Annotated in this window: 37 protein-coding genes; 2 read left to right on the forward strand and 35 right to left on the reverse strand. The window is 70.3% G+C overall.

Features of this window, described 5'->3' with window-relative positions:
• Positions 1–23: 23 nt before the first annotated feature.
• The gene (locus E1O70_RS20580) at positions 24–641 is read right to left on the reverse strand and encodes a DUF937 domain-containing protein (RefSeq protein ID WP_061268659.1); all 618 of its coding nucleotides are present in this window, start codon (positions 639–641) and stop codon (positions 24–26) included.
• A 142-nt stretch (positions 642–783) separates the two neighbouring features.
• On the opposite strand from E1O70_RS20580, the gene E1O70_RS10245 reads away from it, so the two are divergent.
• The gene (locus E1O70_RS10245; protein WP_043652004.1) at positions 784–1,185 is read left to right on the forward strand and encodes a DUF5709 domain-containing protein; all 402 of its coding nucleotides are present in this window, start codon (positions 784–786) and stop codon (positions 1,183–1,185) included.
• 25 nt (positions 1,186–1,210) lie between these two features.
• Here E1O70_RS10245 and truA read toward each other — a convergent pair whose 3' ends face one another.
• Positions 1,211–2,104: a tRNA pseudouridine(38-40) synthase TruA gene (gene truA / locus E1O70_RS10250; protein ID WP_061268671.1), complete on the reverse strand. Its 894-nt coding sequence runs from the start codon at positions 2,102–2,104 to the stop codon at positions 1,211–1,213.
• A gap of 116 nt (positions 2,105–2,220) precedes the next feature.
• Between truA and E1O70_RS10255 the strand changes: the two genes are divergently transcribed.
• Positions 2,221–2,991, forward strand: a complete 771-nt coding sequence (locus E1O70_RS10255; RefSeq protein ID WP_061268660.1) for an ROK family protein — start codon at positions 2,221–2,223, stop codon at positions 2,989–2,991.
• 4 nt (positions 2,992–2,995) lie between these two features.
• Here the strand turns inward: E1O70_RS10255 and E1O70_RS10260 are convergent, their stop codons facing one another.
• The 33 genes from E1O70_RS10260 to fusA all read right to left on the reverse strand — a co-directional run bounded on the left by E1O70_RS10260 (position 2,996) and on the right by fusA (position 24,780).
• On the reverse strand, positions 2,996–3,865 hold the full coding sequence (locus E1O70_RS10260; protein WP_255218753.1) for an alpha/beta fold hydrolase: 870 nt from the start codon (positions 3,863–3,865) through the stop codon (positions 2,996–2,998).
• A gap of 277 nt (positions 3,866–4,142) precedes the next feature.
• The gene (rplQ, locus tag E1O70_RS10265) at positions 4,143–4,700 is read right to left on the reverse strand and encodes a 50S ribosomal protein L17 (protein WP_061268661.1); all 558 of its coding nucleotides are present in this window, start codon (positions 4,698–4,700) and stop codon (positions 4,143–4,145) included.
• Between the two features lie 74 nt (positions 4,701–4,774).
• Complete coding sequence (locus E1O70_RS10270; RefSeq protein ID WP_021479760.1) at positions 4,775–5,794, reverse strand: DNA-directed RNA polymerase subunit alpha; 1,020 nt, start codon at positions 5,792–5,794, stop codon at positions 4,775–4,777.
• Between the two features lie 217 nt (positions 5,795–6,011).
• Positions 6,012–6,416 carry a 30S ribosomal protein S11 gene (gene rpsK / locus E1O70_RS10275; protein WP_021479759.1) on the reverse strand — a complete coding sequence of 135 codons (405 nt, stop codon included), beginning with the start codon at positions 6,414–6,416 and terminating at the stop codon, positions 6,012–6,014.
• Positions 6,417–6,529: 113 nt separating this feature from the next.
• The gene (gene rpsM, locus E1O70_RS10280) at positions 6,530–6,904 is read right to left on the reverse strand and encodes a 30S ribosomal protein S13 (protein WP_021479758.1); all 375 of its coding nucleotides are present in this window, start codon (positions 6,902–6,904) and stop codon (positions 6,530–6,532) included.
• A gap of 237 nt (positions 6,905–7,141) precedes the next feature.
• Positions 7,142–7,255, reverse strand: a complete 114-nt coding sequence (rpmJ, locus tag E1O70_RS10285) for a 50S ribosomal protein L36 (RefSeq protein ID WP_009740505.1) — start codon at positions 7,253–7,255, stop codon at positions 7,142–7,144.
• Between the two features lie 96 nt (positions 7,256–7,351).
• Entirely contained in the window at positions 7,352–7,573 is a 222-nt protein-coding gene (infA, locus tag E1O70_RS10290; protein WP_012867920.1) for a translation initiation factor IF-1, read from the reverse strand.
• Positions 7,574–7,875: 302 nt separating this feature from the next.
• Positions 7,876–8,712, reverse strand: coding sequence for a type I methionyl aminopeptidase (gene map / locus E1O70_RS10295; RefSeq protein ID WP_061268495.1), 837 nt, complete (start codon positions 8,710–8,712; stop codon positions 7,876–7,878).
• A gap of 40 nt (positions 8,713–8,752) precedes the next feature.
• Positions 8,753–9,364, reverse strand: coding sequence for an adenylate kinase (locus E1O70_RS10300; RefSeq protein WP_276321414.1), 612 nt, complete (start codon positions 9,362–9,364; stop codon positions 8,753–8,755).
• On the reverse strand, positions 9,361–10,659 hold the full coding sequence (secY, locus tag E1O70_RS10305; RefSeq protein ID WP_021480441.1) for a preprotein translocase subunit SecY: 1,299 nt from the start codon (positions 10,657–10,659) through the stop codon (positions 9,361–9,363). The genes E1O70_RS10300 and secY overlap by 4 nt, the downstream gene beginning before the upstream one ends.
• A gap of 310 nt (positions 10,660–10,969) precedes the next feature.
• The gene (rplO, locus tag E1O70_RS10310) at positions 10,970–11,524 is read right to left on the reverse strand and encodes a 50S ribosomal protein L15 (RefSeq protein WP_074808895.1); all 555 of its coding nucleotides are present in this window, start codon (positions 11,522–11,524) and stop codon (positions 10,970–10,972) included.
• A gap of 2 nt (positions 11,525–11,526) precedes the next feature.
• Complete coding sequence (rpmD, locus tag E1O70_RS10315) at positions 11,527–11,709, reverse strand: 50S ribosomal protein L30 (RefSeq protein ID WP_021480439.1); 183 nt, start codon at positions 11,707–11,709, stop codon at positions 11,527–11,529.
• Complete coding sequence (gene rpsE / locus E1O70_RS10320) at positions 11,709–12,365, reverse strand: 30S ribosomal protein S5 (protein WP_021480438.1); 657 nt, start codon at positions 12,363–12,365, stop codon at positions 11,709–11,711. Before rpsE ends, rpmD begins: the two co-directional genes overlap by 1 nt.
• A 40-nt stretch (positions 12,366–12,405) precedes the next feature.
• Positions 12,406–12,777: a 50S ribosomal protein L18 gene (gene rplR, locus E1O70_RS10325; protein WP_021480437.1), complete on the reverse strand. Its 372-nt coding sequence runs from the start codon at positions 12,775–12,777 to the stop codon at positions 12,406–12,408.
• Between the two features lie 2 nt (positions 12,778–12,779).
• Positions 12,780–13,316 (reverse strand): 50S ribosomal protein L6, encoded by a 537-nt coding sequence (gene rplF / locus E1O70_RS10330; RefSeq protein WP_021480436.1) that lies wholly within the window; start codon positions 13,314–13,316, stop codon positions 12,780–12,782.
• A gap of 19 nt (positions 13,317–13,335) precedes the next feature.
• On the reverse strand, positions 13,336–13,734 hold the full coding sequence (rpsH, locus tag E1O70_RS10335; RefSeq protein ID WP_021480435.1) for a 30S ribosomal protein S8: 399 nt from the start codon (positions 13,732–13,734) through the stop codon (positions 13,336–13,338).
• Positions 13,735–13,815: 81 nt separating this feature from the next.
• Complete coding sequence (locus E1O70_RS10340) at positions 13,816–14,001, reverse strand: type Z 30S ribosomal protein S14 (RefSeq protein WP_021480434.1); 186 nt, start codon at positions 13,999–14,001, stop codon at positions 13,816–13,818.
• Position 14,002: 1 nt separating this feature from the next.
• Entirely contained in the window at positions 14,003–14,572 is a 570-nt protein-coding gene (gene rplE / locus E1O70_RS10345) for a 50S ribosomal protein L5 (protein ID WP_021480433.1), read from the reverse strand.
• Positions 14,572–14,913, reverse strand: coding sequence for a 50S ribosomal protein L24 (gene rplX, locus E1O70_RS10350; protein ID WP_021480432.1), 342 nt, complete (start codon positions 14,911–14,913; stop codon positions 14,572–14,574). The genes rplE and rplX overlap by 1 nt, the downstream gene beginning before the upstream one ends.
• Positions 14,914–14,915: 2 nt before the next feature.
• Positions 14,916–15,284: a 50S ribosomal protein L14 gene (rplN, locus tag E1O70_RS10355; protein ID WP_021480431.1), complete on the reverse strand. Its 369-nt coding sequence runs from the start codon at positions 15,282–15,284 to the stop codon at positions 14,916–14,918.
• 206 nt (positions 15,285–15,490) lie between these two features.
• Positions 15,491–15,781: a 30S ribosomal protein S17 gene (gene rpsQ / locus E1O70_RS10360; RefSeq protein ID WP_021480430.1), complete on the reverse strand. Its 291-nt coding sequence runs from the start codon at positions 15,779–15,781 to the stop codon at positions 15,491–15,493.
• A gap of 11 nt (positions 15,782–15,792) precedes the next feature.
• Positions 15,793–16,029 carry a 50S ribosomal protein L29 gene (gene rpmC, locus E1O70_RS10365; protein ID WP_021480429.1) on the reverse strand — a complete coding sequence of 79 codons (237 nt, stop codon included), beginning with the start codon at positions 16,027–16,029 and terminating at the stop codon, positions 15,793–15,795.
• Complete coding sequence (rplP, locus tag E1O70_RS10370; RefSeq protein WP_021480428.1) at positions 16,029–16,448, reverse strand: 50S ribosomal protein L16; 420 nt, start codon at positions 16,446–16,448, stop codon at positions 16,029–16,031. Before rplP ends, rpmC begins: the two co-directional genes overlap by 1 nt.
• A 3-nt stretch (positions 16,449–16,451) precedes the next feature.
• Positions 16,452–17,297 (reverse strand): 30S ribosomal protein S3, encoded by an 846-nt coding sequence (gene rpsC / locus E1O70_RS10375; RefSeq protein ID WP_034654910.1) that lies wholly within the window; start codon positions 17,295–17,297, stop codon positions 16,452–16,454.
• Entirely contained in the window at positions 17,297–17,668 is a 372-nt protein-coding gene (gene rplV / locus E1O70_RS10380) for a 50S ribosomal protein L22 (protein WP_021479879.1), read from the reverse strand. The genes rpsC and rplV overlap by 1 nt, the downstream gene beginning before the upstream one ends.
• Before the next feature lie 58 nt (positions 17,669–17,726).
• Positions 17,727–18,008, reverse strand: coding sequence for a 30S ribosomal protein S19 (rpsS, locus tag E1O70_RS10385; protein ID WP_021479878.1), 282 nt, complete (start codon positions 18,006–18,008; stop codon positions 17,727–17,729).
• Positions 18,009–18,023: 15 nt separating this feature from the next.
• The gene (gene rplB, locus E1O70_RS10390; protein ID WP_021479877.1) at positions 18,024–18,860 is read right to left on the reverse strand and encodes a 50S ribosomal protein L2; all 837 of its coding nucleotides are present in this window, start codon (positions 18,858–18,860) and stop codon (positions 18,024–18,026) included.
• Positions 18,861–18,891: 31 nt separating this feature from the next.
• Complete coding sequence (gene rplW / locus E1O70_RS10395; RefSeq protein ID WP_021479876.1) at positions 18,892–19,182, reverse strand: 50S ribosomal protein L23; 291 nt, start codon at positions 19,180–19,182, stop codon at positions 18,892–18,894.
• Positions 19,179–19,883, reverse strand: a complete 705-nt coding sequence (gene rplD / locus E1O70_RS10400; RefSeq protein ID WP_034654917.1) for a 50S ribosomal protein L4 — start codon at positions 19,881–19,883, stop codon at positions 19,179–19,181. The genes rplW and rplD overlap by 4 nt, the downstream gene beginning before the upstream one ends.
• Positions 19,884–19,888: 5 nt before the next feature.
• On the reverse strand, positions 19,889–20,551 hold the full coding sequence (rplC, locus tag E1O70_RS10405; RefSeq protein WP_021479874.1) for a 50S ribosomal protein L3: 663 nt from the start codon (positions 20,549–20,551) through the stop codon (positions 19,889–19,891).
• A gap of 14 nt (positions 20,552–20,565) precedes the next feature.
• The gene (gene rpsJ / locus E1O70_RS10410; protein WP_012867945.1) at positions 20,566–20,874 is read right to left on the reverse strand and encodes a 30S ribosomal protein S10; all 309 of its coding nucleotides are present in this window, start codon (positions 20,872–20,874) and stop codon (positions 20,566–20,568) included.
• A gap of 479 nt (positions 20,875–21,353) precedes the next feature.
• The gene (tuf, locus tag E1O70_RS10415) at positions 21,354–22,550 is read right to left on the reverse strand and encodes an elongation factor Tu (RefSeq protein WP_021479872.1); all 1,197 of its coding nucleotides are present in this window, start codon (positions 22,548–22,550) and stop codon (positions 21,354–21,356) included.
• 127 nt (positions 22,551–22,677) lie between these two features.
• Positions 22,678–24,780, reverse strand: coding sequence for an elongation factor G (gene fusA, locus E1O70_RS10420; protein WP_021479871.1), 2,103 nt, complete (start codon positions 24,778–24,780; stop codon positions 22,678–22,680).
• Between the last annotated feature and the right edge of the window lie 62 nt (positions 24,781–24,842).

The raw sequence follows: 24,842 nt of genomic DNA on the forward strand, positions 1-24,842 counted from the left end.
GGACGCCGGGATGGCGGGACGGCTCAGCGCCGGCCGCCGCCGAGGAGGCCGCCCAGCCCGCCCAGGAGGTCGCCGAGACCGCCGCCGGCGCCCGACCCGCCGCCCAGGAGCCCGCCGAGGACGTCGCCCAGGCCGCCCTCGCCGGTCTGCGAGGCGCCCGGCCGCTCGCCCGCGCCCTTCCCCGCCGCGGTACCGCCCGCCGTGCCGCCTGAGGTGCCGGTCGGGACGCCGCCCGACGACCCGGCGCCGCCGAGCTGCTTCGCGAGGAAGGCCAGCGCGATCGGCGCGAGCGCGGGCAGCACCTTCGCGAGCAGGTCCTTGCCGGTGCCCGTCGACCGGGCGAGCTGCGCGACGACAGCCTGCTCGTTCTGCCCGAACACGTGCCCGACGATCTTGCGGCCGTCGTCGGTGTCGACGTCGTCGAGGTCGACGCCGCCCTCCACGAGCGCCGGGTCGTGCTGCGCGAGGGCCTCACCGAGCGACGCCGCGCCCGCCGGGTCCTGCGCGTTGGCGCGCAGCCCGCCCAGCAGCGCGGGCAGCGCCGCGCCCACCGCGCGCTGCGCCGTCGCCTCGTCGACGCCGAGCCGACCGGCGAGCTGGTCGAGCGGGACGGTGGACAGGATGTCGTCGATGCCGGCCATGGGGTCGTCCTCCGGTTCAGGGGTGCTCCAGCGGGTGCGCACCGGGGCGCGGTGCGGCCCCACCGTAGTCCCGGCCGGGCGCCCTCGCAGGCACTCGCGTCCGGGGCTGCGTCCGTCCCCGTGAGGTGCCAGGGTGGGACGCATGAGCGAAGACACCACCGCCACGAGCCCCGACCCGGAGACGGGCGCCGAGGGCGACACCGACCAGCTCCAGCCCGAGGAGACGCTCCTCGACCGCGGCGTGGACGACGTGCTCGACGAGGGCTACTCCCCGCCCGAGCGCCCCCGCTCGAACCACTTCGGCGAGACGCCGTGGGAAGAGGTGCACGGCGAGACGCTCGACCAGCGCCTCGCCGAGGAGGAGCCGGAGGAGTGGGAGCGCGACCCGGCCGAGCGGCCCGACGAGACCCGCGCGGGCCGCCTCGTCGCGGACCCCGACGCCCTCGACGGGCGCCAGAACGACACGTACGCCGACGACGAGGGGATCTCCGGGGGCGCCGCGGGCGCCGAGGAGGCCGCCGTCCACGTCGTCGAGGAGCCCTGAGGGCGAGCGCCCGCCCGCGTCCGGCTCAGGCCGGCTCGCGGGGCGGCGCGTCCTCCCAGACGTCCTCCTCGTTCCGCACGGCGCGGATGCGGTCGGCACGCGCCGCGAGCTCCGCGTCGGGCGGGTAGGTGACCTCCTCGAGCACGAGCCCGTGCGCCGGCACGACGCCCGCCCCCGCGTCCCGGCGCCGGCTCGCGAGGAGCTCCGCGGGCCACCCGATGTCGCGGCGCCCCTCTCCGACCGCGAGCGACGCGCCGACGAGCGCGCGCACCATGTTGTGGCAGAACGCGTCCGCGCGGACGTGCGCGACCACGAGCCCCGCGTCGGGCCCGTCCGCCGGGCGCGACCACGACAGGTGCTGCAGCTCCCGGATGGTCGTCGCGCCGGGTCGCGGCTTGCAGAAGGCCGCGAAGTCCCGCACCCCGAGCAGGGGCCGCACGGCGGCGTCCATCGCCGCGACGTCGAGCGGCCGCCGGTTCCACAGCACCCACTCCCGGCGCAGGGGGTCGCGCTGCGCCGGGTCGTCCGCGACGCGGTAGGTGTACGCGCGGTGCAGCGCGGAGAATCGGGCGTCGAACCCGGCCGGGGCCGGCGCGGCACGGTGCACGACGACGTCCCCCGGCAGCACGCCGCCCAGCCGCGCGACGAGCGCGTCCCCCGGCGCGCGGTCGGACCGGCCGGGCAGCGCCTCCCACTGCGCCCGCGTGAGGTCGACGTGCGCGACCTGCCCCCGCGCGTGCACGCCCGCGTCCGTGCGCCCCGCCACCGTGAGCCGCGGCGCCGCGCCCCGCAGGATCGTCGCGAGCCCGTCCTCGAGCGTGCCCTGCACCGTGCGCAGCGTCGGCTGCCGGGCCCAGCCGGCGAACGCCGTCCCCTGGTAGGCGAGGTCCAGGCGCACGCGCACGACGTCGTCCGGCACGTCGGGTCGCGGGGCGTCGGGGTCCGGGAGGGCGGGGGGCGGGACGGCGGTCACGGGAGTTCACCGTAGTCGCCCGCCCGTGCGCCGCGCGCGCCGCCGTGCCTACGCTGCCGCCCATGACCGGCGACCCGCACGACGTCCGCACCCTCGCCGTCGACTGCGGCGGGGGCGGCATCAAGGCGAACGTGCTCGACGCGTCGGGCACCGCGCACGCCGCGGCGGTGCGCGTCCCCACGCCCTACCCCCTCCCGCCCGACCTCCTCGTCGAGACGGTCGCGGGCATCGCGGCCACGCTGCCTCCCGCCGACCGCATCACGGTGGGCATGCCCGGGATGATCCGGCGCGGCGTCGTCGTGCACACGCCCCACTACGTGACGCTCAGCGGGCCCCGCTCGCGCGTGGACCCCGCGCTCGTCGAGGCCTGGACGAGCTTCGACGTCCGCGCGGCGGTCGAGCGCCGGCTCGGCGTCCCGGCGCTCGTGCTCAACGACGCCGAGGTGCACGGCGCGGGCGTCGTCGCGGCGTCCGGGCTCGAGCTGGTGCTGACGCTGGGGACGGGGCTCGGCTCCGCGCTGTTCCACGGGGGCCGGCTCGCGCCGCACCTCGAGTGGTCGCGCGCCCCGGTGCGGCGGGGCACCACGTACGACGAGTACGTCGGCGAGCCCGAGCGCCGCCGCCTCGGCGACGGGCTCTGGTCGCGCCGCGTCCTCGCGGTCGTCGAGGGGCTGCGGCCCGTGTTCTGGTGGGACCGCCTCTACCTGGGCGGGGGCAACTCGCGGCGCATCACCCCGAGCGTCCTCGACCGGCTCGGCGACGACGTCGTCGTGGTGCCGAACTCGGCGGCCCTCGTCGGGGGCGCCCGGGCGTGGGACCTCCCGCCGGCCTGACGCCTCAGCGACCGGCCGTGCCGCGGTCCGGCGCCCCGTCCGCGGTGCGCGGCCTGGGCGCGGCCGCGGCGGGCTCGAGGAGGCCCGGTGGCGCGCCCTCGTCCCCGCCCCCCGGCGGCGCGCCCGCGGCGAGCGCGCCGTGCGCGTCGAGCAGGACGCGGTTGAACGCCACGGGCGCGTCCAGGCTCACCAGGTGCCGCGCGCCCGGGACGACGACGAGCCGGGCCGGGCCCCCGCCCGCGCGCGCCGCGGCGAGGAACCCGCGCTCCCCCAGCCGGAAGTGGTCCCAGCGCCCGTTGACGAGCCAGACCGGCGAGTCCGCCGCCGCGAGGGCCCGGACCGGGTCGACCGACCCCACCTCGCGCAGGATCGCGCTCATGACGTCGAGGGCGAACCCGCCGGCCGCGAGGTCGGCGGCGGCCTGGGCCGTCATCGCCCGGTCGACGAGCGCCTGGTTCAGCCCGGCTCCCCCGTCCGGGAGCCGCTCGATCCCGCGCGCGAGGACGAGCCAGCCGCCGCGCAGGCGCGTCGACGGCGGCGTCGAGCACGCGGCGGCGACGAGCCCCACGACGCGCTCGGGGTGCCGCGCGCGCGTCTCGATCGCGACGTAGCCCCCGAGCGACAGCCCGACGACGAGCGCGCGGCCGCCGACCTCGTCGATCCCGGACGCGACCGCCTCGACCGCGCCGTCGAGCGTGAACGCCTCGCTGCGCCGCACACCGTGGCCCGGCAGGTCGACCGCGACGGCCCGCACACCGGCGCGACGCAGCGCCGCGAGCTGGTCGCGCCACATCGAGCGCGAGGTGCGCGACCCGTGCACGAGGACGACGGGCGGCCACGTCCCGGTCCCGGGCGACGCGTCGGTGGAGGTCACGTCTCGACCGTAGGCCCTGCTCCACGCGAGATCGACCCGAGGGGGCACGAGGCCGACCTCGGGCAGGCCGGTCTCCGCCGTCCGGGTCGAACCCGGCCGCTCGCTCGGCCCGTCCCGGCCCGACGGTGCCCCTCCCCCGGAGCGGCCGGGACGCGGCAGGCCAGGGACGCGGCAGGGCCGGAGACTCGGCAGAGCCGGAGACGCAGCAGGGCCCGGGACCGTACGGTCCCGGGCCCTGCGCGACGAGCCCCGGAGGGCTCGGGCGGGGAGAGGAGGCTCAGGCCTCCTTCTTCTCCTCCGTGGCGTCCTCGACGGGCGCGTCCTGGACGTCCTCGGCGGGAGCGTCCTCGACGGCGGCGTCCTCGACGGCCGTGTCCTCGACCTTGTCGGCCTTCTTGGACGGCTTGTCGGCCTTCTTCTTGCTCGCCTTCTCGGCAGCCTTCTCCGCCTCGCGGACGACGGCCTGCTTCGGGCTGACGGGCTCGGTCACGAGCTCGATCACCGCGAGGGGCGCGTTGTCGCCCTTGCGCGTGCCGACCTTCGTGATGCGCGTGTAGCCACCCTCACGCTCCGCCATCTGCGGGGCGATCTCGGTGAACAGCGTGTGCACCACGGACTTGTCGCGGACGACGCGCAGGACGCGACGGCGCGCGTGCAGGTCGCCGCGCTTGGCGAACGTGATGAGGCGCTCGGCCACCGGGCGCAGGCGCTTCGCCTTGGTCTCGGTGGTCGTGATGCGGCCGTGCTCGAAGAGCTGGGTGGACAGGTTCGCGAGCATCAGGCGCTCGTGAGCCGGTCCGCTGCCGAGCCGGGGGCCCTTGGCGGGGGTAGGCATGGGATGTGCTCCTTGGGAAGTGATCGCGCCGCAGGTGCGGACCCGGACGCGCTGAGGTGTCTAGAGCCGCAGGCTCAGTACTGCTGCTCGGTGTCCGAGAACGTCGCCTCGTCGTCGTCGCCGTCGTAGTACGCGGCGGCCGACGGGTCGAAGTCGAGCGGCGAGTCCTTGAGGGACAGGCCGAGCTCGGCGAGCTTCTCCTTCACCTCGTTGATGGACTTCGCACCGAAGTTGCGGATGTCCAGCAGGTCCGCCTCGCTGCGTGCGACGAGCTCGCCCACCTGGTGGATGCCCTCGCGCTTGAGGCAGTTGTACGAGCGGATCGTGAGGTTGAGCTCCTCGATCGGCAGCGCCAGGTCCGCGGCCAGGGCCGCGTCCGTCGGCGACGGACCGATCTCGATGCCCTCGGCCTCGACGTTGAGCTCGCGGGCGAGGCCGAAGAGCTCCACCAGCGTCTTGCCGGCCGACGCGAGCGCGTCGCGCGGCGAGATCGCCGGCTTCGTCTCGACGTCCACGACCAGCTTGTCGAAGTCCGTGCGCTGCTCGACACGCGTCGCCTCGACCTTGTAGGTCACCTTGAGGACCGGCGAGTAGATCGAGTCGACCGGGATCCGGCCGATCTCGGCGTCGAACGACTTGTTCTGCGAGGCCGAGACGTAGCCACGGCCGCGCTCGACGGTCAGCTCGATCTCGAGCTTGCCCTTGTCGTTGAGCGTGGCGATGTGCAGCTCGGGGTTGTGGACCTCCACACCCGCGGGCGGGACGATGTCCGCCGCGGTGACCGCACCAGCACCCTGCTTGCGCAGGTACATCACGACGGGCTCGTCGTTCTCCGAGGAGACGACGAGGTTCTTGATGTTGAGGATGACCTCGGTCACGTCCTCCTTCACACCCGGCACGGTGGTGAACTCGTGGAGCACACCGTCGATGCGGATGGAGGTGACCGCCGCGCCCGGGATGGACGACAGCAGCGTGCGACGCAGCGAGTTGCCGAGCGTGTAGCCGAAGCCGGGCTCCAGCGGCTCGATGGAGAAGCGCGAACGGTTCTCCGAGATGACCTCTTCGGTCAAGGTGGGGCGCTGTGCGATCAGCACTGGTGGTTTCCTTTCGGTGAGCGTCCGCCATATGACGCTGCACGGTTCAAGGCGAGGTGCGTGCCTGCGGCACGCGGCCCCGGCCGGGACTCTGTCCACCCGGCCGGGAAGGGTGCGTCGACCCCGTCAGGAGGCGGCTGCCCCGTGACGGGCGCCGTCGACGGGCTCGGCCGGTCGGTGACCGGGCGGCCCGTCGACGGCACGCCGACGACGAGGGTCAGACGCGACGACGCTTGGGCGGCCGGCACCCGTTGTGCGCCTGCGGCGTCACGTCCTGGATCGAGCCGACCTCGAGGCCGGCCGACTGCAGCGAGCGGATCGCCGTCTCGCGGCCCGAGCCCGGGCCCTTGACGAAGACGTCGACCTTCTTCATGCCGTGCTCCTGAGCCTTGCGGGCAGCGGCCTCGGCCGCGAGGCCGGCGGCGAAGGGGGTCGACTTGCGGGAGCCCTTGAAGCCGACGTCGCCGCCGGAGGCCCACGCGATCACGGCGCCCGACGGGTCCGTGATCGACACGATCGTGTTGTTGAACGTGCTCTTGATGTGCGCCTGGCCGGCGGGGACGTTCTTCTTGTCCTTGCGACGAGGCTTGCGCCCAGCGGCGGCGCGAGTCTTGGGAGGCATGTCCTTCTTCTCTCCTGGTCTGAGGTGGTCTGACCGCGGGGATCTCCACCCGGCACGGGACGGACCGTGAGGTCCGCGTCAGTGCGCGAGCAGGGCCCGCCCTGCGGACTGGCTCAGCGGGCCTTCTTCTTGCCGGCCACGGTGCGCTTCGGTCCCTTGCGCGTGCGCGCGTTGGTCTTCGTGCGCTGGCCGCGCACAGGCAGGCCGCGGCGGTGACGCAGGCCCTGGTAGGTGCCGATCTCGACCTTGCGGCGGATGTCGGCGGCCACCTCACGACGGAGGTCACCCTCGAGCTTGTAGTTGCCCTCGAGGTAGTCGCGGAGCGCGACGAGCTCGGCGTCGCCGAGGTCCTTCACGCGTGCGTCCGGGCTGATGCCGGTGGCGGCCAGCGTCTGCTGGGCGCGGGTACGGCCGACGCCGTAGATGTAGGTGAGCGCGACCTCGAGCCGCTTGTCGCGGGGGAGGTCGACGCCGATGAGACGTGCCATGTGCCTTTCGGCTCCTCGTGCTTCGTCGGAGGTCTGTCGCACCGCCCTCCCACGGGGAGCTCCGTGGGCCCCGGCCTCCGAGCCGGGGGTTCCCCTGCCTGTGGCGTTCTCCTCCCGGACTCGCGTCCGGGGTGCCGAGCAGGTTCGTGGTGGTGCGCTGGTGGCCGGCCGTCGTCGTGACGGGCGGCCTGGTGATCGCGGTCCCGGAGGACCGTCACCCGTGGCGCAGGTGAGGGCTCAGCCCTGGCGCTGCTTGTGCCGCAGGTTCTCGCAGATCACCATGACGCGACCGTGCCGGCGGATCACCTTGCACTTGTCGCAGATCTTCTTGACGCTGGGCTTGACCTTCATCTTCGTTCCCTCAGTGGTGCCCCGCTCCGGGCGCGACCGACGAGCGGCCCCGGTGGTCCCGGGTGCGAGGCGGGTGAGTGGGTGGACGCGTGACGACTACTTGTAGCGGTAGACGATCCGGCCGCGGGACAGGTCGTACGGGCTCAGCTCGACCACGACCCGGTCCTCGGGGAGGATCCGGATGTAGTGCTGGCGCATCTTGCCCGAGATGTGCGCGAGAACCTTGTGCCCGTTGGCCAGCTCCACGCGGAACATCGCGTTCGGCAGGGCCTCGACCACGCTGCCCTCGATCTCGATGACACCGTCCTTCTTTGCCATGTCCTCCGCTAACTCTCGTCTGAACTGCTAGGACTCCCGCGCACGCCCGACCCGAGGGTCGTCCGATCGTGGGAGGTGCGTGGAGCCGCGTGCGGTGGTCGGTCGCCCGGGTCCCGAGGGACGGGGGCCGGATGAACGACGTGCACGGACTACACCCGACGGACCATCCTACGGCATCCGGCAAGGGACGGGAAACCGTGGCGGGTCGGACGCGCGGCGCGACGCGTCACTCCCCCGTCGCGCCGGGTCCGTCGGGCGCTGCCGGACGGGAGCGAGCCGGCCCGCGACGGGCCGGTGCGCGGTCAGGCCGCGAGCGGTGCGACGCGCACGCCGAGCTCCGCGAGCTCCGCGGCGCCGCCGTCGGGCGCGGTGAGGACCCAGATGCCCTCGTCGAGGATCGCGACGCTGTGCTCCCAGTGCGCGGCACGGGTGCCGTCGTCCGTCACGACCGTCCAGTCGTCCTCGCACACCTCGGTGAACCGCTCGCCCCGCGTGAGCATCGGCTCGATCGCGAGGCACATGCCCGGGCGCAGCCGCGGGCCCTTCTCGCGCGTGCGGTAGTTCGGGACGTCCGGGGGCTGGTGCATCGCGGACCCGATCCCGTGGCCGACGTAGTCCTCGACGATGCCGTAGGTGACGCCGTCAGACTCCCCCGAGACACGCACCGAGTCCTCGATGGCGGCCCCGACGTCGCACAGCCGCTCGCTCGTCGCGAGCGCGGCGATCCCGGCCCACATGGCGCGGCGCGTGGCCTCGACGAGCGCCTCGTCGTGCGGGTCGCCCTCACCGAGCACGAACGAGACCGCCGAGTCACCGTGCCAGCCGTCGACGACGGCCCCGCAGTCGACGGAGACGACGTCCCCCGGGCGCAGCTCCCGCGGCCCGGGGATGCCGTGGACGACCTCGTCGTTCACCGACACGCAGAGCGACGCCGGGTAGCCCTCGTACCCGAGGAACGACGGCGTCGCCCCGGCGTCGGCGATGACCGCGGCGGCGAGCGCGTCGAGGTCGGCGGTCGTCATGCCCGGTCGGACGGCGTCGCGCACCGTCCCGAGCGCGCGCGCCACGACGAGGCCGGCGCTGCGCATGGACCGGACCTGGTCGTGCGTCTTGTACTCGATGCGCTCGCGACCGAACACCCTGCTGCTCCTCAGAACCGACGGAAAGACGTGCGGGCGCTCAGCCGACGAGCGCGGTCAGCGCCGACACGATGCGGCCGGTGACCTCGTCGATGTCGCCGATCCCGTCGACCCGCACCAGCAGGCCGCGGTCCGCGTAGGCGGAGGTGAGCGGCGCCGTCTGCTCCGCGTAGATGTCGAGGCGGCGCGCGATGGCCTCCTCCGTGTCGTCCTCGCGACCCTCGATCTCCGCGCGCTTCGCGAGGCGCGCGAGCAGCTCGTCACGGTCCGCGGTGAGCTCCACGACGCCGTCCAGCGCGACGCCCAGGTCGGCGAGGATCGCGTCGAGCTCGACGACCTGGGCCGCGTTGCGCGGGTAGCCGTCGAGGATGAACCCCTGCGCGGCGTCGTCCTGCGCGAGACGGTCGCGGACCATCGCGTTCGTCACCGAGTCGGGGACGAGGTCGCCCTTCGCGGTGTACTCCTGCGCGAGGCGGCCGAGCTCCGTGCCGCCCTTGATGTTCGCCCGGAAGATGTCGCCGGTCGAGATCGCCGGGATGGACAGCTGCTCGGCGAGCCGGGCGGCCTGCGTCCCCTTGCCCGCGCCCTGCGGGCCCATGATGACGAGGCGCGCGGGGCGCGTGGCGGACTGGCCGTCGGTGGCGTTGCTCAACGGAGGAACCCTTCGTAGTGGCGCTGCTGCAGCTGGGAGTTGATCTGCTTGACCGTCTCCAGGCCGACGCCGACGACGATGATGATCGAGGAGCCACCGAACGGGATGTTCGTGCTCACGCCGAGCCCGATGAGGACCAGCGTCGGCAGCAGTGCGACGAGCGCGAGGTAGATGGCACCCGCGGAGGTGATGCGGGTGATGACGTAGTCGAGGTACTCGGCGGTGGGCCGGCCGGCACGGATGCCCGGGATGAAGCCGCCGTACTTCTTCATGTTGTCCGCGACCTCGTCCGGGTTGAACGTGATCGACGTGTAGAAGAAGCAGAAGAACAGGATCATCAGCACGTACAGCAGGATGTGCAGCGGCGCGGACGGGTCGGCCAGGTTGGTGCTGATCCAGATCACCCAGTCGGCGCTCTGGTCGCCGAACTGCGCGATGAGGCCCGGGACCGCGAGCAGCGAGGCCGCGAAGATCACCGGGATGACACCCGCCATGTTGATCTTGATCGGGATGTAGGTGCTCGAGCCGCCGTACATGCGGCGACCGACCATGCGCTTGGCGTACTGCACCGGCACGCGGCGCTGGGACTGCTCGACGAAGACGACCAGCCCGATGACGAGCACGATGACCGCGATCATGATGATGAAGTTCGTCGCGCCGTTCGCGCCGCCGGCGATCGACCACAGGGCGGTCGGGAAGCTCGCGGCGATGGACGTGAAGATGAGCAGCGACATGCCGTTGCCGACGCCGCGCTCCGTGATGAGCTCGCCGAGCCACATGATGAGGCCGGTGCCCGCGGTCATCGTGATGACCATGAGGGCCATCGTGACGAAGCTGGCGTCCGGGATGACGTCGACGGAGCAGCCCTGGAAGAGCAGGCCGTTGCGCGCCGTCGTGATGACGGTCGTCGACTGGAGGATGGCGAGCGCGATCGTCAGGTAGCGCGTGTACTGCGTCAGCTTCGCCTGGCCCGACTGGCCCTCCTTGTGGAGCGCCTCGAAGCGAGGGATCACGACGCGCAGCAGCTGGACGATGATGCTCGCGGTGATGTACGGCATGATGCCGAGCGCGAAGATCGACAGCTGGAGCAGCGCGCCGCCGCTGAAGAGGTTGACCAGGCTGAGCAGGTCGTTGCCGTCGGCGGTCTCCGCGATGCACTGCTGCACGTTGGGGTAGTCCACGCCGGGCGTGGGGATGAACGACCCCACCCGGAAGATCGCCATGATCGCGATCGTGAACAGCAGCTTGCGCCGCAGGTCGGGCGTCCGGAAAGCCCGGGCGAATGCGCTGAGCACCTATCCTCCTGGCCCGCCGAGGCGGGATGTCGTGTCGCCGGGAGGCCCGGCGAGGTGTGACGCACGGCACGGGCGCCAAGAGGCACCCTAGCCGTAGCGCCGCGTCGAACGGCAAGTCGGTCCCGATCACCGGACGGGCCGGCCGTGGACCTGGGAGTGACGGCGGTCACCCCCGGGGTGCGGGGAGACAGCCGTCGGAGAGTCTAGACCGTGGTGCGCTGCCGGACGGACCACGGGTCGTGCAGGGAGGCGCCCTCAGACGCGGACAGGGCCGACGGCGCGTACGCGCCACCGGCCCTGTCCAGGGGTGTCAGTCCTCCGAGACCGAACCGCCGGCCGCGAGGATCTTCTCGCGAGCCGCGCCCGAGAGGGCGTCGACCGCGACCTCGAGCTTGACGGTGATCTCACCCGTGCCGAGCACCTTGACGAGCTGGCCCTTGCGGACCGCGCCCTTCGCGACGAGGTCCTCGACGGTGACCTGGCCACCCTCGGGGTACAGCGCCGCGAGCTTGTCCAGGTTCACGACCTGGTACTCGGTGCGGAACGGGTTCTTGAAGCCGCGCAGCTTCGGGAGGCGCATGTGCAGAGGCATCTGCCCACCCTCGAAGCGCTCGGGAACCTGGTAACGAGCCTTCGTACCCTTGGTACCGCGGCCCGCCGTCTTACCCTTCGACGCCTCACCACGACCCACGCGGGTCTTGGCCTTCTTGGCGCCGGGAGCCGGACGCAGGTGGTGGACCTTGAGCGTGCCGCCGGCACCCTCGGTCTGCGCGGGGGTCTGCTCGGCCTTCGCCGGAGCAGACGCCTTCGCAGCGGTCTTCTTCTTCGGAGCCTCGGCGGTCTCCTTGGTGGCCTTCTCAGCCATGGTCACTCGACCTCCTCAACGGTGACGAGGTGCGCCACCGTCGCGACCATGCCGCGGATCTCCGGGCGGTCCTCCTTCACGGCGGTGTCGCCGATCCGCTTGAGGCCCAGAGTGCGCAGCGTGTCGCGCTGGTTCTGCTTGCCGCCGATGGCGGACTTCGTCTGGGTCACCTTGAGCCTGGCCATCAGGCGTTCACCCCCGCAGCACGGGCACGCAGGAGCGCGGCCGGGGCCACGTCCTCGAGCGGGAGACCACGGCGCGCGGCGACAGCCTCAGGCTGCTCCAGGTTGCGCAGGGCCTCGACGGTCGCGTGCACGATGTTGATCGCGTTGGACGAGCCGAGCGACTTGCTCAGCACGTCGTGGATGCCCGCGCACTCCAGCACGGCGCGCACCGGACCACCGGCGATCACACCGGTACCCGGAGCGGCCGGACGGAGGAACACGACGCCGGCGGCGGCCTCACCCTGGATGGGGTGCGGGATGGTGCCCTGGATGCGCGGGACCTTGAAGAAGTTCTTCTTGGCCTCCTCGACACCCTTGGCGATCGCCGCGGGCACCTCCTTCGCCTTGCCGTAGCCGACGCCGACGGTGCCGTCGCCGTCGCCCACCACGACGAGCGCGGTGAAGCTGAAGCGGCGGCCGCCCTTGACGACCTTGGAGACGCGGTTGATGGTGACGACGCGCTCGACGAAGGCGTTCTTCTCGGCTGCGTCGCCACGGCGACCGTCGCGACGGTCACCGCGACGGTCGTCGCGGCGCCCCCCGCGCGCGTTCTGGTCGCTCGACTCGTTGGCGGCACCCGTGGGGGCGCCGGTGTTGCTGCGCTGCCCTGCAGCCATCAGAGAATCCTTTGCTTCCGTGTGGGGATGGTCGGCGTCGTCACAGGGACAGACCGCCCTCGCGAGCGCCGTCGGCGACCGCAGCGACCCGACCGTGGTACTTGTTGCCACCACGGTCGAAGACGACGGAGTCGACGCCCTTGGCCTTCGCACGCTCGGCGACGAGCTCGCCGACCTTGCGGGCCTTGGCGCTCTTGTCGCCGTCGAGCGCACGCAGGTCCGCCTCGAGCGACGAGGCCGACGCGAGCGTCTGACCGATCGTGTCGTCCACGACCTGAGCCGTGATGTGACGCGTGGAACGCGTCACCACGAGGCGCGGACGACCGGCGGTCCCCTTGATCTTCTTGCGCAGGCGCAGGTGCCGGCGCTGACGCGCGACGGCCTTGCCCTTGCCGAGAACCTTCAGAGCCATCGTTACTTACCAGCCTTTCCAGCCTTGCGGCGGACGACCTCGCCGGCGTAACGCACACCCTTGCCCTTGTACGGCTCGGGCTTGCGGATCTTGCGGATGTTCGCTGCGATCTCGCCGACCTGCTGCTTGTCGATGCCGGAGACCGAGAACTTCGTCGGGCTCTCGACCGCGAACGTGATGCCCGCGGGCGGGGTCACGACGACCGGGTGGCTGAAGCCGAGGGCGAACTCGAGGTCCGAGCCCTTGGCCGTCACGCGGTAACCGGTGCCGACGATCTCGAGCTTCTTCTCGTAGCCCTGCGTCACGCCCTGGACGAGGTTCGCCAGGAGGGTGCGGGTCAGGCCGTGCAGCGCGCGGGACTCGCGCTCGTCGTTCGGGCGCGACACCACGAGGGTGCCGTCCTCCTGAGCGACCTGGATGGGGGCGGGCACGTGGTGCTCGAGCGAGCCCTTGGGGCCCTTCACGGTCACGAGCGCGCCGCTGATGGTGACGTCCACTCCGGCGGGAACCGGAACGGGGATCTTGCCGATTCGAGACATGGCGTATCTCCTTTCCGGGTTACCAGACGTAGGCGAGGACTTCGCCGCCCACGCCCTTCGTGGCGGCCTGCTTGTCGGTGAGCAGACCGGAGGACGTGGACAGGATCGCCACGCCCAGGCCGCCGAGAACCTTCGGCAGCTCGGTGGACTTGACGTACTTGCGCAGGCCGGGCTTCGACACGCGGCGCACGCCGGCGAGGCTGCGCTCACGGTTCGGGCCGAACTTGAGCTGGATGGTGAGGTTCTTGCCCACCGTCGCGTCCTCGACGCTCCAGCCGGAGATGTAGCCCTCGGCCTGGAGGATCTCGGCAATGTGCGACTTCAGCTTCGAGTACGGCATGGTCACCGTCTCGTGGTAAGCCGAGTTCGCGTTCCGCAGACGCGTCAGCATGTCTGCGATCGGGTCGGTCATCGTCATCGGGCTCTAGCCCTTCCTCGACGTGGTATCCGGGCGGGGCGCGTCGAGCGACGCGCTCCGCCAGGACCTACGACGTAGTTGTTACCAGCTGCTCTTGGTGACGCCCGGAAGCTCACCACGGTGGGCCATCTCGCGCACGCAGATGCGGCACAGGCCGAACTTGCGGTACACCGAGTGCGGGCGACCGCACTTCTGGCACCGGGTGTAGGCGCGGACCGCGAACTTCGGCTTGGCGGCCGCCTTGTTGATCAGGGCCTTCTTCGCCATGTCAGTTCTCCTTGAAGGGGAAGCCGAGACGGCGCAGCAGGGAGCGGCCCTCGTCATCGGTCGTCGCCGTGGTCACGATCGTGATGTCCATACCGCGGACACGGTCGATCTTGTCCTGGTCGATCTCGTGGAACATCGACTGCTCCGTGAGACCGAACGTGTAGTTGCCGTTCCCGTCGAACTGCTTAGGCGACAGGCCGCGGAAGTCGCGGATGCGCGGCAGGGCGATCGACAGCAGGCGGTCCAGGAACTCCCACATGCGGTCGCCGCGCAGCGTGACGTGCGCGCCGATCGGCATGCCCTCGCGCAGCTTGAACTGCGCGATGGACTTGCGGGCCTTGGTCACCTGCGGCTTCTGGCCGGTGATCGCGGACAGGTCGCGGATGGCGCCCTCGATGAGCTTCGAGTCCTTGGCGGCGTCACCGACACCCATGTTCACGACGATCTTCGTGACGCGGGCGACCTGGTTGACGTTCTCGTGCCCGAACTCCTCCCGCAGACCGGCGACGATCTCCTCGCGGTAGCGCTGCTTCAGGCGGGGCACCTCGGGGGCGACGATCTCGGTGCTCATCAGATGTCCTTCCCGGAGCGCTTGGCGACACGCACGCGCACGGTGCGCTTGCGGCCGTCACGCTCGACCTCTTCGGTGCGGTACCCGACGCGGGTGCCCTTCTTGGTCTCCGGGTCGACGACCATCACGTTGCTGATGTGGATCGGGGCCTCGACGGTCTCGATCCCACCGGTCCGCGTGCCGCGCTGCGACTGGCCGACCTTGGTGTGCTTGGTGACGCGCTGGACGCCCTCGACGATGACGCGGTCACGGTCGGTGAGCACCTCGAGGACGCGCCCCTGCTTGCCCTTGTCCTTGCCCGCGATGACGACGACGAGGTCGCCCTTCTTGATCTTGGCCATGGTCAGAGCACCTCCGGAGCCAGCGAGATGATCTTCATGAACCGCTTGTCGCGCAGCTCGCGCCCGACCGGGCCGAAGATGCGCGTGCCGCGCGGCTCGCCGTCGTTCTTGAGGATCACGGCGGCGTTCTCGTCGAACTTGATGTAGGAACCGTCCGGACGACGGCGCTCCTTGGCGGTGCGGACGACGACGGCCTTGACCACGTCGCCCTTCTTCACGTTGCCGCCCGGGATCGCGTCCTTGACGGTTGCGACGATGACGTCGCCGATTCCGGCGTAGCGACGGCCCGAGCCACCGAGAACACGGATGCAGAGAATCTCCTTGGCACCCGTGTTGTCGGCGACACGAAGTCGCGACTCCTGCTGGATCATGTAATGAACTCCTGTCGTCGAGCCGGTTCTCGCCGGGGGCGAGCCTTGCCGAACGGATAGCTGTCAGTGCCGGGTCCCTCGCGGGTGAACCGGCCAGGACCGGGCGGTGGACCCGCCCGACCTGTCCTCACTGGTTGCCGCACCGCGGTGCGGCACGAGAGCGGTCGTGACGAGCGAGCCGGGGCACGCCCGTCACGACCGGTGGATCACTTGGCCTTCTCGAGGATCTCCGCGAGGCGCCACCGCTTGGTCGCGGACAGCGGGCGGGTCTCCATGATGAGCACCAGGTCGCCCACGCCGGCAGAGTTCTGCTCGTCGTGCGCCTTGACCTTGCTCGTGCGGCGGATGACCTTGCCGTAGAGCGGGTGCTTGACCCGGTCCTCGACCTCGACCACCACGGTCTTGTCCATCTTGTCGCTCACGACGTAGCCGCGGCGCGTCTTACGGTGCGCGCGCTCCTCGGCCGCCTCGGGCGCGTTCGTTGCGTTCTCGCTCATTCCAGCCTCACTCACTCGGCGCTCGGCGCGGTTCGGATGCCGAGCTCGCGCTCACGCAGGATCGTGTAGATCCGCGCGATGTCGCGGCGGACGGCCTTGAGGCGCCCGTGGCTCTCCAGCTGGCCGGTGGCCGACTGGAAGCGGAGGTTGAAGAGCTCCTCCTTGACCTTCTTGAGCTCGGCGACGAGCGTCTCGTCGTCCATGGCGTCGAGGTCGACGGGGGCGAGCCCCTTCGTTCCGATTGCCATCAGTTGCCACCACCCTCGCGCACCACGAAACGGCACTTCATCGGGAGCTTGTGGATCGCGCGGCGCATGGCCTCGCGAGCCAGGTCCTCCGGGACACCCGCCAGCTCGAAGACGATCCGGCCGGGCTTGACATTGGCGACCCACCACTCGGGCGAACCCTTACCGGAACCCATGCGGGTCTCGGCAGGCTTCTTGGTCAGGGGACGGTCCGGGTAGATGTTGATCCAGACCTTGCCGCCACGCTTGATGTGGCGGGTCATCGCGATACGAGCAGCCTCGATCTGGCGGTTCGTCACGTACGCCGGCTCGAGAGCCTGGATGCCGTACTCGCCGAACGAGATCTGGGTGCCACCCTTCGCCGCGCCGGAGCGCGACGGGTGGTGCTGCTTGCGGTGCTTGAGCCTGCGCGGGATCAGCATGACTCAGGCCTCCGTTCCGGTCTCAGGGGCCTTCGCCTCTGCGGCGGGAGCAGCCTGCTCGGGCGCCGCCGGCGACTCGGACGCGGGGGTCCGCTCGGCCGAACGCTCGGGACGACGGCCGCCACCACGACGGTCGCCGCCGCGCTCACCGCGCGGGCCGCCACGGCCCTGGCGCGGAGCGGCCGTGGCCTGCTGCGCGGCGAACTCCTTCTCGGTGACGTCGCCCTTGTAGATCCACACCTTCACGCCGATGCGGCCGAACGTGGTGCGGGCCTCGAAGAAGCCGTAGTCGATGTACGCGCGCAGCGTGTGCAGCGGCACACGACCCTCGCGGTAGAACTCCGACCGGCTCATCTCCGCGCCACCGAGGCGGCCGGAGACCTGCACGCGGATGCCCTTCGCGCCGGCGCGCTGCGCGGACTGGATGCCCTTGCGCATGGCACGACGGAACGAGACGCGGCTCGCGAGCTGCTCGGCGATGCCCTGCGCGACGAGCTGCGCGTCCGTCTCGGCGTTCTTCACCTCGAGGATGTTGAGCTGCACCTGCTTGCCGGTGAGCTTCTCGAGCTCGCCGCGGATGCGGTCGGCCTCGGCGCCGCGGCGGCCGATGACGATGCCCGGGCGCGCCGTGTGGATGTCCACGCGGACGCGGTCACGGGTGCGCTCGATCTCGACCTTGGAGATGCCGGCGCGCTCGAGACCCGTGCTCATGAGCTTGCGGATCTGGACGTCCTCGCGGACGTAGTCGCGGTACCGCTGGCCGGGCTTGGTGCTGTCGGCGAACCAGCGCGACCGGTGGTCGGTGGTGATGCCGAGGCGGTACCCGTGCGGGTGAACCTTCTGTCCCACTATCGGGCACTTCCCTTCGTGTTCTCACGCGGAGCGACGACCACGGTGATGTGGCTGGTGCGCTTGAGGATGCGGTTCGCACGGCCCTGGGCCCGGGGGCGGAAACGCTTGAGGGTCGGGCCCTCGTCGACGAACGCCTCACGCACGACGAGCTCCTGCTCCTCGAACGCTTCGCTCGCGCGGTCCGCCTTCACCCGGGCGTTGGCGATGGCGCTCTCCACGACCTTGCGGACGGGCTCGCTCGCCGCCTGCGGTGCGAACTTCAGCACCGCGACGGCCTCGGAGGCCTGCTTGCCACGGATGAGGTCCACGACGCGCCGGGCCTTCTGGGGCGTGACACGGACGAACCGCGCCTGCGCCTTGGCTTCCATTGCTGTCCTGCCTTCTTGTCTCTTGACCGTCCAGGTCGTCACCAGACTGACCCGGGGGTCAGCGGCGACGACCCTTCTTGTCGTCCTTCACGTGGCCGCGGAAGGTCCGCGTGGGAGCGAACTCGCCGAGCTTGTGGCCGACCATCGACTCGGTGACGAACACCGGCGTGTGCTTGCGACCGTCGTGCACGGCGAACGTGTGACCGAGGAAGTCGGGCGTGATGACCGACCGACGGGACCAGGTCTTGATGACGTTCTTGGTCCCCTTCTCGTTCTGAGCGTCCACCTTCTTCTGCAGGTGGTCGTCGACGAAGGGGCCCTTCTTCAGGCTACGAGGCATGTCTCCAGGCTCCTATCAGCGCTTCTTGCCGGTACGGCGACGACGCACGATCAGCTTGTCGCTCGGCTTGTTGGGACGGCGGGTACGACCCTCCGGCTGGCCCCAGGGGCTCACCGGGTGGCGACCACCGGAGGTCTTGCCCTCACCACCACCGTGCGGGTGGTCGATCGGGTTCATGGCGACACCGCGGACGGTCGGGCGCTTGCCCTTCCAGCGCATGCGGCCGGCCTTGCCCCAGTTGATGTTCGACTGCTCGGCGTTGCCGACCTCGCCGACCGTCGCGCGGCAGCGCAGGTCGACGTTGCGGATCTCGCCGGAGGGCATGCGCAGCTGCGCGTACGGCCCGTCCTTGGCGACGAGCTGCACGGACGCACCGGCCGAACGGGCGATCTTCGCGCCGCCACCGGGCTTGAGCTCGATGGCGTGGATGACCGTACCGGTCGGGATGTTGCGCAGCGGCAGGTTGTTGCCGGGCTTGATGTCCGCGCCCGCGCCCGCCTCGACGACGTCGCCCTGCTTGAGCTTGGCCGGCGCGACGATGTAGCGCTTCTCGCCGTCCGCGTAGTGCAGGAGCGCGATGCGCGCGGTGCGGTTGGGGTCGTACTCGATGTGCGCGACCTTCGCCGGCACGCCGTCCTTGTCGTGACGACGGAAGTCGATCACGCGGTACGCACGCTTGTGGCCACCACCCTTGTGACGGGTGGTGATACGACCGGAGCTGTTGCGGCCGCCGCTCTTGGAGAGCGGGCGGACCAGAGACTTCTCCGGCTGCGAGCGCGTGATCTCGGCGAAGTCGGCGACGCTCGAGCCGCGGCGGCCGGGCGTCGTCGGCTTGTACTTACGGATTCCCATGGGGATCTGTCCTCAATCTGCTCTCGTCGGCTCAGCCGAAGATGTCGATCGTGCCCTCGCGGAGGGTGACGATCGCACGCTTGGTGTCCTTGCGCTTGCCCAGGCCGAAACGCGTGCGACGCGTCTTGCCCTTGCGGTTGATCGTGTTCACCGAGGCGACCTTGACCGAGAAGATCTGCTCGACGGCGATCTTGATCTCGGTCTTGTTGGCCCGCGGGTCGACGACGAACGTGTACTTGCCCTCGTCGAGCAGGCCGTAGCTCTTCTCGGAGACGACCGGCGCGAGGATCACGTCACGGGGGTCCTTGGTCACGGTGGTCACTTCGCGGCCTCCTCGGCAGCAGTCTCGTCCGCCTCGGTGGAGGTGGCGACGGCCTTCGCGGAGCGACCCGTGGCCGGGCCCGTCAGGAACGCGTCGAGCGCGCCCTGCGTGAAGACGACGTCGTCGGAGACGAGCACGTCGTAGGTGTTGAGCTGGTCGGCCACCAGGAGGTGGACCTGCTCGACGTTCCGCAGCGACTTGATCGTCAGCTCGTCGCCACGCTCGGTGACGACGAGGACGTGCTTGCGCCCGGAGAGCTTGGCGAGCGTCGTGACGGCGGTCTTGGTCGACGGCACGCCGTCGACGCCGAAGCCGGTCACCACGTGGACGCGGCCGTTGCGGGCGCGGTCCGAGAGGGCACCGCGGAGCGCGGCGGCCTTCATCTTCTTGGGCGTCCGCTGGTCGTACGAGCGCGGCGTGGGGCCGTGGACGACGCCACCGCCGGCGAACTGCGGCGCACGGGTCGAACCCTGGCGGGCGCGGCCGGTGCCCTTCTGCTTGTACGGCTTGCGACCACCACCGCGGACCTCGCCGCGGGACTTGGTGTCGTGGGTGCCCTGGCGTGCGGCAGCACGCTGGGCGACGACGACCTGGTGGATCAGCGGGACGTTGAGCTCGACGTCGAACACCTCGGCGGGGAGCTCGGCGGTGCCGGCCTTCTTGCCCTTGGGGTCCAGCACGTCAACGGTCAGAGCGGACATGGGGTTCACGCTCCCTTCGCGGCGCTGCGCACGAGGACGACGCCGCCCTTGGGGCCGGGAACCGCGCCCTTGACGAGCAGCAGACCCTTCTCGGCGTCGACCGCGTGGACGGTCAGGTTCTGGGTGGTCTGACGGACGTTGCCCATCCGACCGGCCATGCGCAGGCCCTTGAAGACTCGCGACGGGGTCGAGGCCCCACCGATCGAGCCGGGCTTGCGGTGGTTGCGGTGCGAGCCGTGGGAGGCACCCACGCCGGAGAAGCCGTGACGCTTCATGACACCGGCGGTGCCCTTGCCCTTGGTCGTGCCCACGACGTCGACCACGGCGCCGGCCTCGAAGGCCTCCGCGGTGATCTCCTGGCCGAGCGAGTACTCGGTGGCGTCGGTGGTGCGGACCTCGGCGACGTGACGACGCGGCGTGACGCCGGCCTTCTCGAAGTGGCCCTTGAGCGGCTTCGTGACCTTGCGCGGGTCGATCTGGCCGTAGGCGAGCTGCACGGCGGCGTAGCCGTCGGCGTCCGACGTGCGCACCTGCGTCACGACGTTCGTGCCGACCGCGACGACGGTGACGGGCACGAGGCGCCCGGCCTCGTCCCAGAGCTGCGTCATCCCGAGCTTCGTGCCGAGCACCGCGGTGACCGGGCGCGCGTTCTGCTGGGGGGTAGTCATGATGTCCTCCAGCCTCAGAGCTTGATCTCGATGTTCACGTCAGCCGGCAGGTCGAGACGCATGAGCGAGTCGACCGCCTTCGGCGTGGGATCGATGATGTCGATCAGCCGCTTGTGCGTGCGCATCTCGAAGTGCTCGCGGCTGTCCTTGTACTTGTGAGGCGACCGGATGACGCAGAAGACGTTCTTCTCCGTCGGCAGCGGCACCGGACCCACGACCGTTGCACCAGCGCGCGTCACCGTGTCGACGATCTTGCGCGCCGAGCTGTCGATGACCTCGTGGTCGTAGGACTTGAGCCGGATGCGGATCTTCTGTCCCGCCATGGCGTCGTCTGACTCTCTCTCTCGAACCGCTAGCTGTCCGACCCCCGCGCTCGGGCGTGTCGCGTAGTCGCGACGCACCTGGGCGCACACGCCGAGAGGCGCAGGGCCGTTGGATATGTGGACTCCCGCCGGGCTCCGTGCTGACGCACGGCTCCGCGAACCGGACCACAACGTTTGTGCGAGCCTGTCGGAACGTGTGTTCCGCGGGGTACTCGATCCATGGCGACACAGAGAGCTCAACCCGCAGACCCGGGAGAAGTCCCGGGGTCCTGGCCCTCGGCGAGAGGACCGGTTCAACACACTGTTCGACACGTGAAAGAGCGCACCCGTAACAGGCAACCTGAACAGTCTGCCACACGAAGCCGCCGTCGTCCAAGTCGGGACGACGCGACGCCGGTGTGACGGTGACCGCAGGCCGAAGGCCCGGTCCCGCGGACGGGACCGGGCCTTCGACGAGGTGCTGCGGAGGCAGCGTCAGATCACTTGAGGATCTTGGTGACGCGGCCCGAGCCGACGGTGCGGCCACCCTCACGGATGGCGAAGCCGAGGCCCTCCTCCATGGCGATCGGCTGGATCAGCTCGACCGTCATCTCGGTGTTGTCGCCGGGCATGACCATCTCGGTGCCCTCGGGCAGCGTGATGACGCCGGTGACGTCCGTCGTGCGGAAGTAGAACTGCGGACGGTAGTTCGAGTAGAACGGGTTGTGACGGCCGCCCTCGTCCTTGCCCAGGATGTAGACCTGCGCCTCGAACTGCGTGTGCGGGGTGATCGAGCCCGGCTTCACGACGACCTGGCCGCGCTCGACGTCCTCGCGCTTGATGCCGCGCAGGAGCAGACCGGTGTTGTCGCCGGCCTGAGCCTGGTCCATCTGCTTGTGGAACGTCTCGATGCCCGTGACCGTGGTCTTCTGGGGCGAGCGGATGCCGACGATCTCGACGTCCGAGTTGAGGTCGAGCGTGCCACGCTCCACCTTGCCGGTGACGACGGTGCCACGACCGGTGATCGTGAAGACGTCCTCGACGGGCATGAGGAACGGCTTGTCGAGCTCGCGGACGGGCTCGGGGACGTTCTCGTCCACGGCCTCCATGAGCTCGAGGATCTTCGCGGTCCACTCGGGGTCGCCCTCGAGCGCCTTGAGACCGGAGACGCGCACGACCGGCGCGTTGTCACCGTCGAACTCCTGCGAGGAGAGGAGCTCGCGCACCTCCATCTCGACGAGCTCGAGGATCTCCTCGTCGTCGACCATGTCGGACTTGTTGAGCGCCACGAGCAGGTACGGCACGCCGACCTGGCGGGCGAGCAGGACGTGCTCGCGCGTCTGGGCCATCGGGCCGTCGGTCGCGGCGACCACCAGGATCGCGCCGTCCATCTGGGCGGCACCGGTGATCATGTTCTTGATGTAGTCGGCGTGACCCGGGGCGTCGACGTGCGCGTAGTGGCGCTTCGGCGTCTCGTACTCGATGTGCGCGATGTTGATCGTGATACCGCGCTGCTTCTCCTCGGGAGCCGCGTCGATCTCGTCGAAGTTGCGCTGCGTGTTCGCCGGCAGGTCCGGGTACGTGTCCGCGAGCGTCTTCGAGATCGCCGCCGTGAGCGTCGTCTTACCGTGGTCGACGTGACCGATGGTGCCGACGTTGACGTGCGGCTTGGTCCGCTCGAACTTGGCCTTAGCCACTGGGGTCCTCCTGGGACTTGGGTAGATGTGCCGAACGTTGCGAATGTCGACCGAGAGATCCTACATCCGCGGGGCGTTGCGGTTTCCTACAGGTTGATGGTTGTGCGGGTCTTCGACCTGTGGGGACTCACTCGCCCCGGGTCTTCTTGATGATCTCTTCGGCAACGTTCCGAGGAACCTCGGCGTAGTTGTCGAACTGCATCGAGTACACCGCACGACCCTGGGTCTTGGACCGGAGGTCACCGATGTACCCGAACATCTCTGACAACGGTACGTGGGCCCGGACGACCTTCACACCCGTCGCGTCCTCCATGGACTGGATCATTCCACGACGTGAGTTCAGGTCGCCGATGACGTCGCCCATGTACTCCTCGGGCGTACGCACCTCGACCGCCATCACCGGCTCCAGCAGAACCGGGTCCGCCCGCTTGACGCCCTCCTTGAGGACCATCGAGCCGGCGATCTTGAACGCCATCTCCGAGGAGTCGACCTCGTGGTAGGCGCCGTCGAGCAGGATCGCCTTCACCCCGACCAGCGGGAAGCCGGCGAGCACGCCGAGCTCCATCGCGGACTGGATGCCGGCGTCGACGCTGGGGATGTACTCGCGCGGGATGCGACCACCGGTGACCGCGTTGGAGAACTCGTAGAGCTCGCCCTCGGACGTGTCGAGCGGCTCGAAGGTCACCTGGACCTTCGCGAACTGCCCGGACCCACCGGTCTGCTTCTTGTGCGTGTACTCGATCTTCTCGGCCTTGCGGCGGATCGTCTCGCGGTACGCGACCTGCGGCTTGCCGACGTTCGCCTCGACCTTGAACTCGCGACGCATGCGGTCGACGAGGATGTCGAGGTGGAGCTCGCCCATGCCGCCGATGACGGTCTGGCCGGTCTCGTCGTCCAGCTTCACGCGGAAGGTCGGGTCCTCCTCGGCGAGCTTCTGGATCGCCGTGGAGAGCTTCTCCTGGTCGGCCTTCGTCTTCGGCTCGATCGCCACGTCGATGACGGGCTCGGGGAAGCTCATCGACTCGAGGATGACCGGGTTCGCCATGTCGCTCAGCGTGTCACCGGTCGTGGTGTCCTTGAGGCCGATGACCGCGTAGATGTGACCGGCGCTCGCCTCGTCGACCGGGTTCTCCTTGTTGGAGTGCATCTGGAAGATCTTGCCGACGCGCTCCTTCTTGCCCTTGGTCGAGTTCGCGACCTGCTGGCCGGGCTCGACGCGACCGGAGTACACGCGCACGTAGGTGAGCTTGCCGAAGAACGGGTGCGCCGCGACCTTGAAGGCGAGCGCGGAGAACGGCTCCGAGGCGTCGGGGTGACGCTGGATGACCTTCTCCTCGTCCTTCGGGTCGTGACCGTCGATGGCCGGCACGTCGAGGGGCGACGGCAGGTAGTCGATGACCGCGTCGAGCATGGGCTGGACGCCCTTGTTCTTGAACGCGGAGCCGCACAGGACCGGGAACGCCTCGCCCGCGATGACGAGCTTGCGGATGCCGGCCTTGAGCTCGGCGATCGTCAGCTCCTCGCCACCGAGGTACTTCTCGAGCAGCTCCTCGTCGGCCTCAGCGACGGCCTCGACGAGCTCGCTGCGGTACTGCTGGGCCTTCTCGACCAGGTCCGCGGGGATCTCCTCGGTGTCGTACGCCTCGCCGAGCTGGGTCTCCCCGTGCCAGACGAGCGCCTTCATCTCGAGCAGGTCCACGACACCGGTGAAGTCGCTCTCGGCCCCGATCGGGAGCTGGATGACCAGCGGCTTCGCCTTGAGGCGGTTGATGATCGTGTCGACGGTGAAGTAGAAGTCCGCGCCGAGCTTGTCCATCTTGTTGACGAAGCAGATGCGCGGGACGTTGTACTTGTCCGCCTGGCGCCACACCGTCTCAGACTGCGGCTCGACACCCTCCTTGCCGTCGAAGACGGCGACGGCGCCGTCGAGCACGCGCAGGGAGCGCTCGACCTCGACCGTGAAGTCGACGTGGCCGGGCGTGTCGATGATGTTGATCTGGTTCTTGTTCCAGTAGCACGAGACGGCGGCGGACGTGATCGTGATGCCGCGCTCCTTCTCCTGCTCCATCCAGTCGGTCGTGGACGCGCCGTCGTGCGTCTCGCCGAGCTTGTAGTTCACACCCGTGTAGAACAGGATGCGCTCGGTGGTCGTGGTCTTCCCGGCATCGATGTGGGCCATGATGCCGATGTTGCGGACCTTGCTCAGGTCGGTCAGCACGTCAAGTGCCACGGTCTGCTTCCCTCGTTAGATGGGTTGAGTCGGGGGCGCTGCTCGGACCGGGATGACCGGCC

This window comes from Cellulosimicrobium funkei, from assembly GCF_004519295.1.
GTDB classification, from domain to species: domain Bacteria; phylum Actinomycetota; class Actinomycetes; order Actinomycetales; family Cellulomonadaceae; genus Cellulosimicrobium; species Cellulosimicrobium funkei.

Bases quoted from the DNA above. Each gene is read 5' to 3' on its own strand.
- E1O70_RS20580 (WP_061268659.1), bottom strand. From the start codon at position 641: ATGGCCGGCATCGACGACATCCTGTCCACCGTCCCGCTCGACCAGCTC.
- E1O70_RS10245 (WP_043652004.1), top strand. From the start codon at position 784: ATGAGCGAAGACACCACCGCCACGAGCCCCGACCCGGAGACGGGCGCC.
- E1O70_RS10255 (WP_061268660.1), top strand. From the start codon at position 2,221: ATGACCGGCGACCCGCACGACGTCCGCACCCTCGCCGTCGACTGCGGC.
- rplQ (WP_061268661.1), bottom strand. From the start codon at position 4,700: ATGCCTACCCCCGCCAAGGGCCCCCGGCTCGGCAGCGGACCGGCTCAC.
- rpsK (WP_021479759.1), bottom strand. From the start codon at position 6,416: ATGCCTCCCAAGACTCGCGCCGCCGCTGGGCGCAAGCCTCGTCGCAAG.
- rpsM (WP_021479758.1), bottom strand. From the start codon at position 6,904: ATGGCACGTCTCATCGGCGTCGACCTCCCCCGCGACAAGCGGCTCGAG.
- rpmJ (WP_009740505.1), bottom strand. From the start codon at position 7,255: ATGAAGGTCAAGCCCAGCGTCAAGAAGATCTGCGACAAGTGCAAGGTG.
- infA (WP_012867920.1), bottom strand. From the start codon at position 7,573: ATGGCAAAGAAGGACGGTGTCATCGAGATCGAGGGCAGCGTGGTCGAG.
- rplO (WP_074808895.1), bottom strand. From the start codon at position 11,524: ATGGCTGAGAAGGCCACCAAGGAGACCGCCGAGGCTCCGAAGAAGAAG.
- rpmD (WP_021480439.1), bottom strand. From the start codon at position 11,709: ATGGCCAGGCTCAAGGTGACCCAGACGAAGTCCGCCATCGGCGGCAAG.
- rpsE (WP_021480438.1), bottom strand. From the start codon at position 12,365: ATGGCTGCAGGGCAGCGCAGCAACACCGGCGCCCCCACGGGTGCCGCC.
- rplR (WP_021480437.1), bottom strand. From the start codon at position 12,777: ATGGCTCTGAAGGTTCTCGGCAAGGGCAAGGCCGTCGCGCGTCAGCGC.
- rplF (WP_021480436.1), bottom strand. From the start codon at position 13,316: ATGTCTCGAATCGGCAAGATCCCCGTTCCGGTTCCCGCCGGAGTGGAC.
- rpsH (WP_021480435.1), bottom strand. From the start codon at position 13,734: ATGACGATGACCGACCCGATCGCAGACATGCTGACGCGTCTGCGGAAC.
- E1O70_RS10340 (WP_021480434.1), bottom strand. From the start codon at position 14,001: ATGGCGAAGAAGGCCCTGATCAACAAGGCGGCCGCCAAGCCGAAGTTC.
- rplE (WP_021480433.1), bottom strand. From the start codon at position 14,572: ATGAGCACCGAGATCGTCGCCCCCGAGGTGCCCCGCCTGAAGCAGCGC.
- rplX (WP_021480432.1), bottom strand. From the start codon at position 14,913: ATGGCCAAGATCAAGAAGGGCGACCTCGTCGTCGTCATCGCGGGCAAG.
- rplN (WP_021480431.1), bottom strand. From the start codon at position 15,284: ATGATCCAGCAGGAGTCGCGACTTCGTGTCGCCGACAACACGGGTGCC.
- rpsQ (WP_021480430.1), bottom strand. From the start codon at position 15,781: ATGAGCGAGAACGCAACGAACGCGCCCGAGGCGGCCGAGGAGCGCGCG.
- rpmC (WP_021480429.1), bottom strand. From the start codon at position 16,029: ATGGCAATCGGAACGAAGGGGCTCGCCCCCGTCGACCTCGACGCCATG.
- rplP (WP_021480428.1), bottom strand. From the start codon at position 16,448: ATGCTGATCCCGCGCAGGCTCAAGCACCGCAAGCAGCACCACCCGTCG.
- rplV (WP_021479879.1), bottom strand. From the start codon at position 17,668: ATGGAAGCCAAGGCGCAGGCGCGGTTCGTCCGTGTCACGCCCCAGAAG.
- rpsS (WP_021479878.1), bottom strand. From the start codon at position 18,008: ATGCCTCGTAGCCTGAAGAAGGGCCCCTTCGTCGACGACCACCTGCAG.
- rplB (WP_021479877.1), bottom strand. From the start codon at position 18,860: ATGGGAATCCGTAAGTACAAGCCGACGACGCCCGGCCGCCGCGGCTCG.
- rplD (WP_034654917.1), bottom strand. From the start codon at position 19,883: ATGTCCGCTCTGACCGTTGACGTGCTGGACCCCAAGGGCAAGAAGGCC.
- rplC (WP_021479874.1), bottom strand. From the start codon at position 20,551: ATGACTACCCCCCAGCAGAACGCGCGCCCGGTCACCGCGGTGCTCGGC.
- rpsJ (WP_012867945.1), bottom strand. From the start codon at position 20,874: ATGGCGGGACAGAAGATCCGCATCCGGCTCAAGTCCTACGACCACGAG.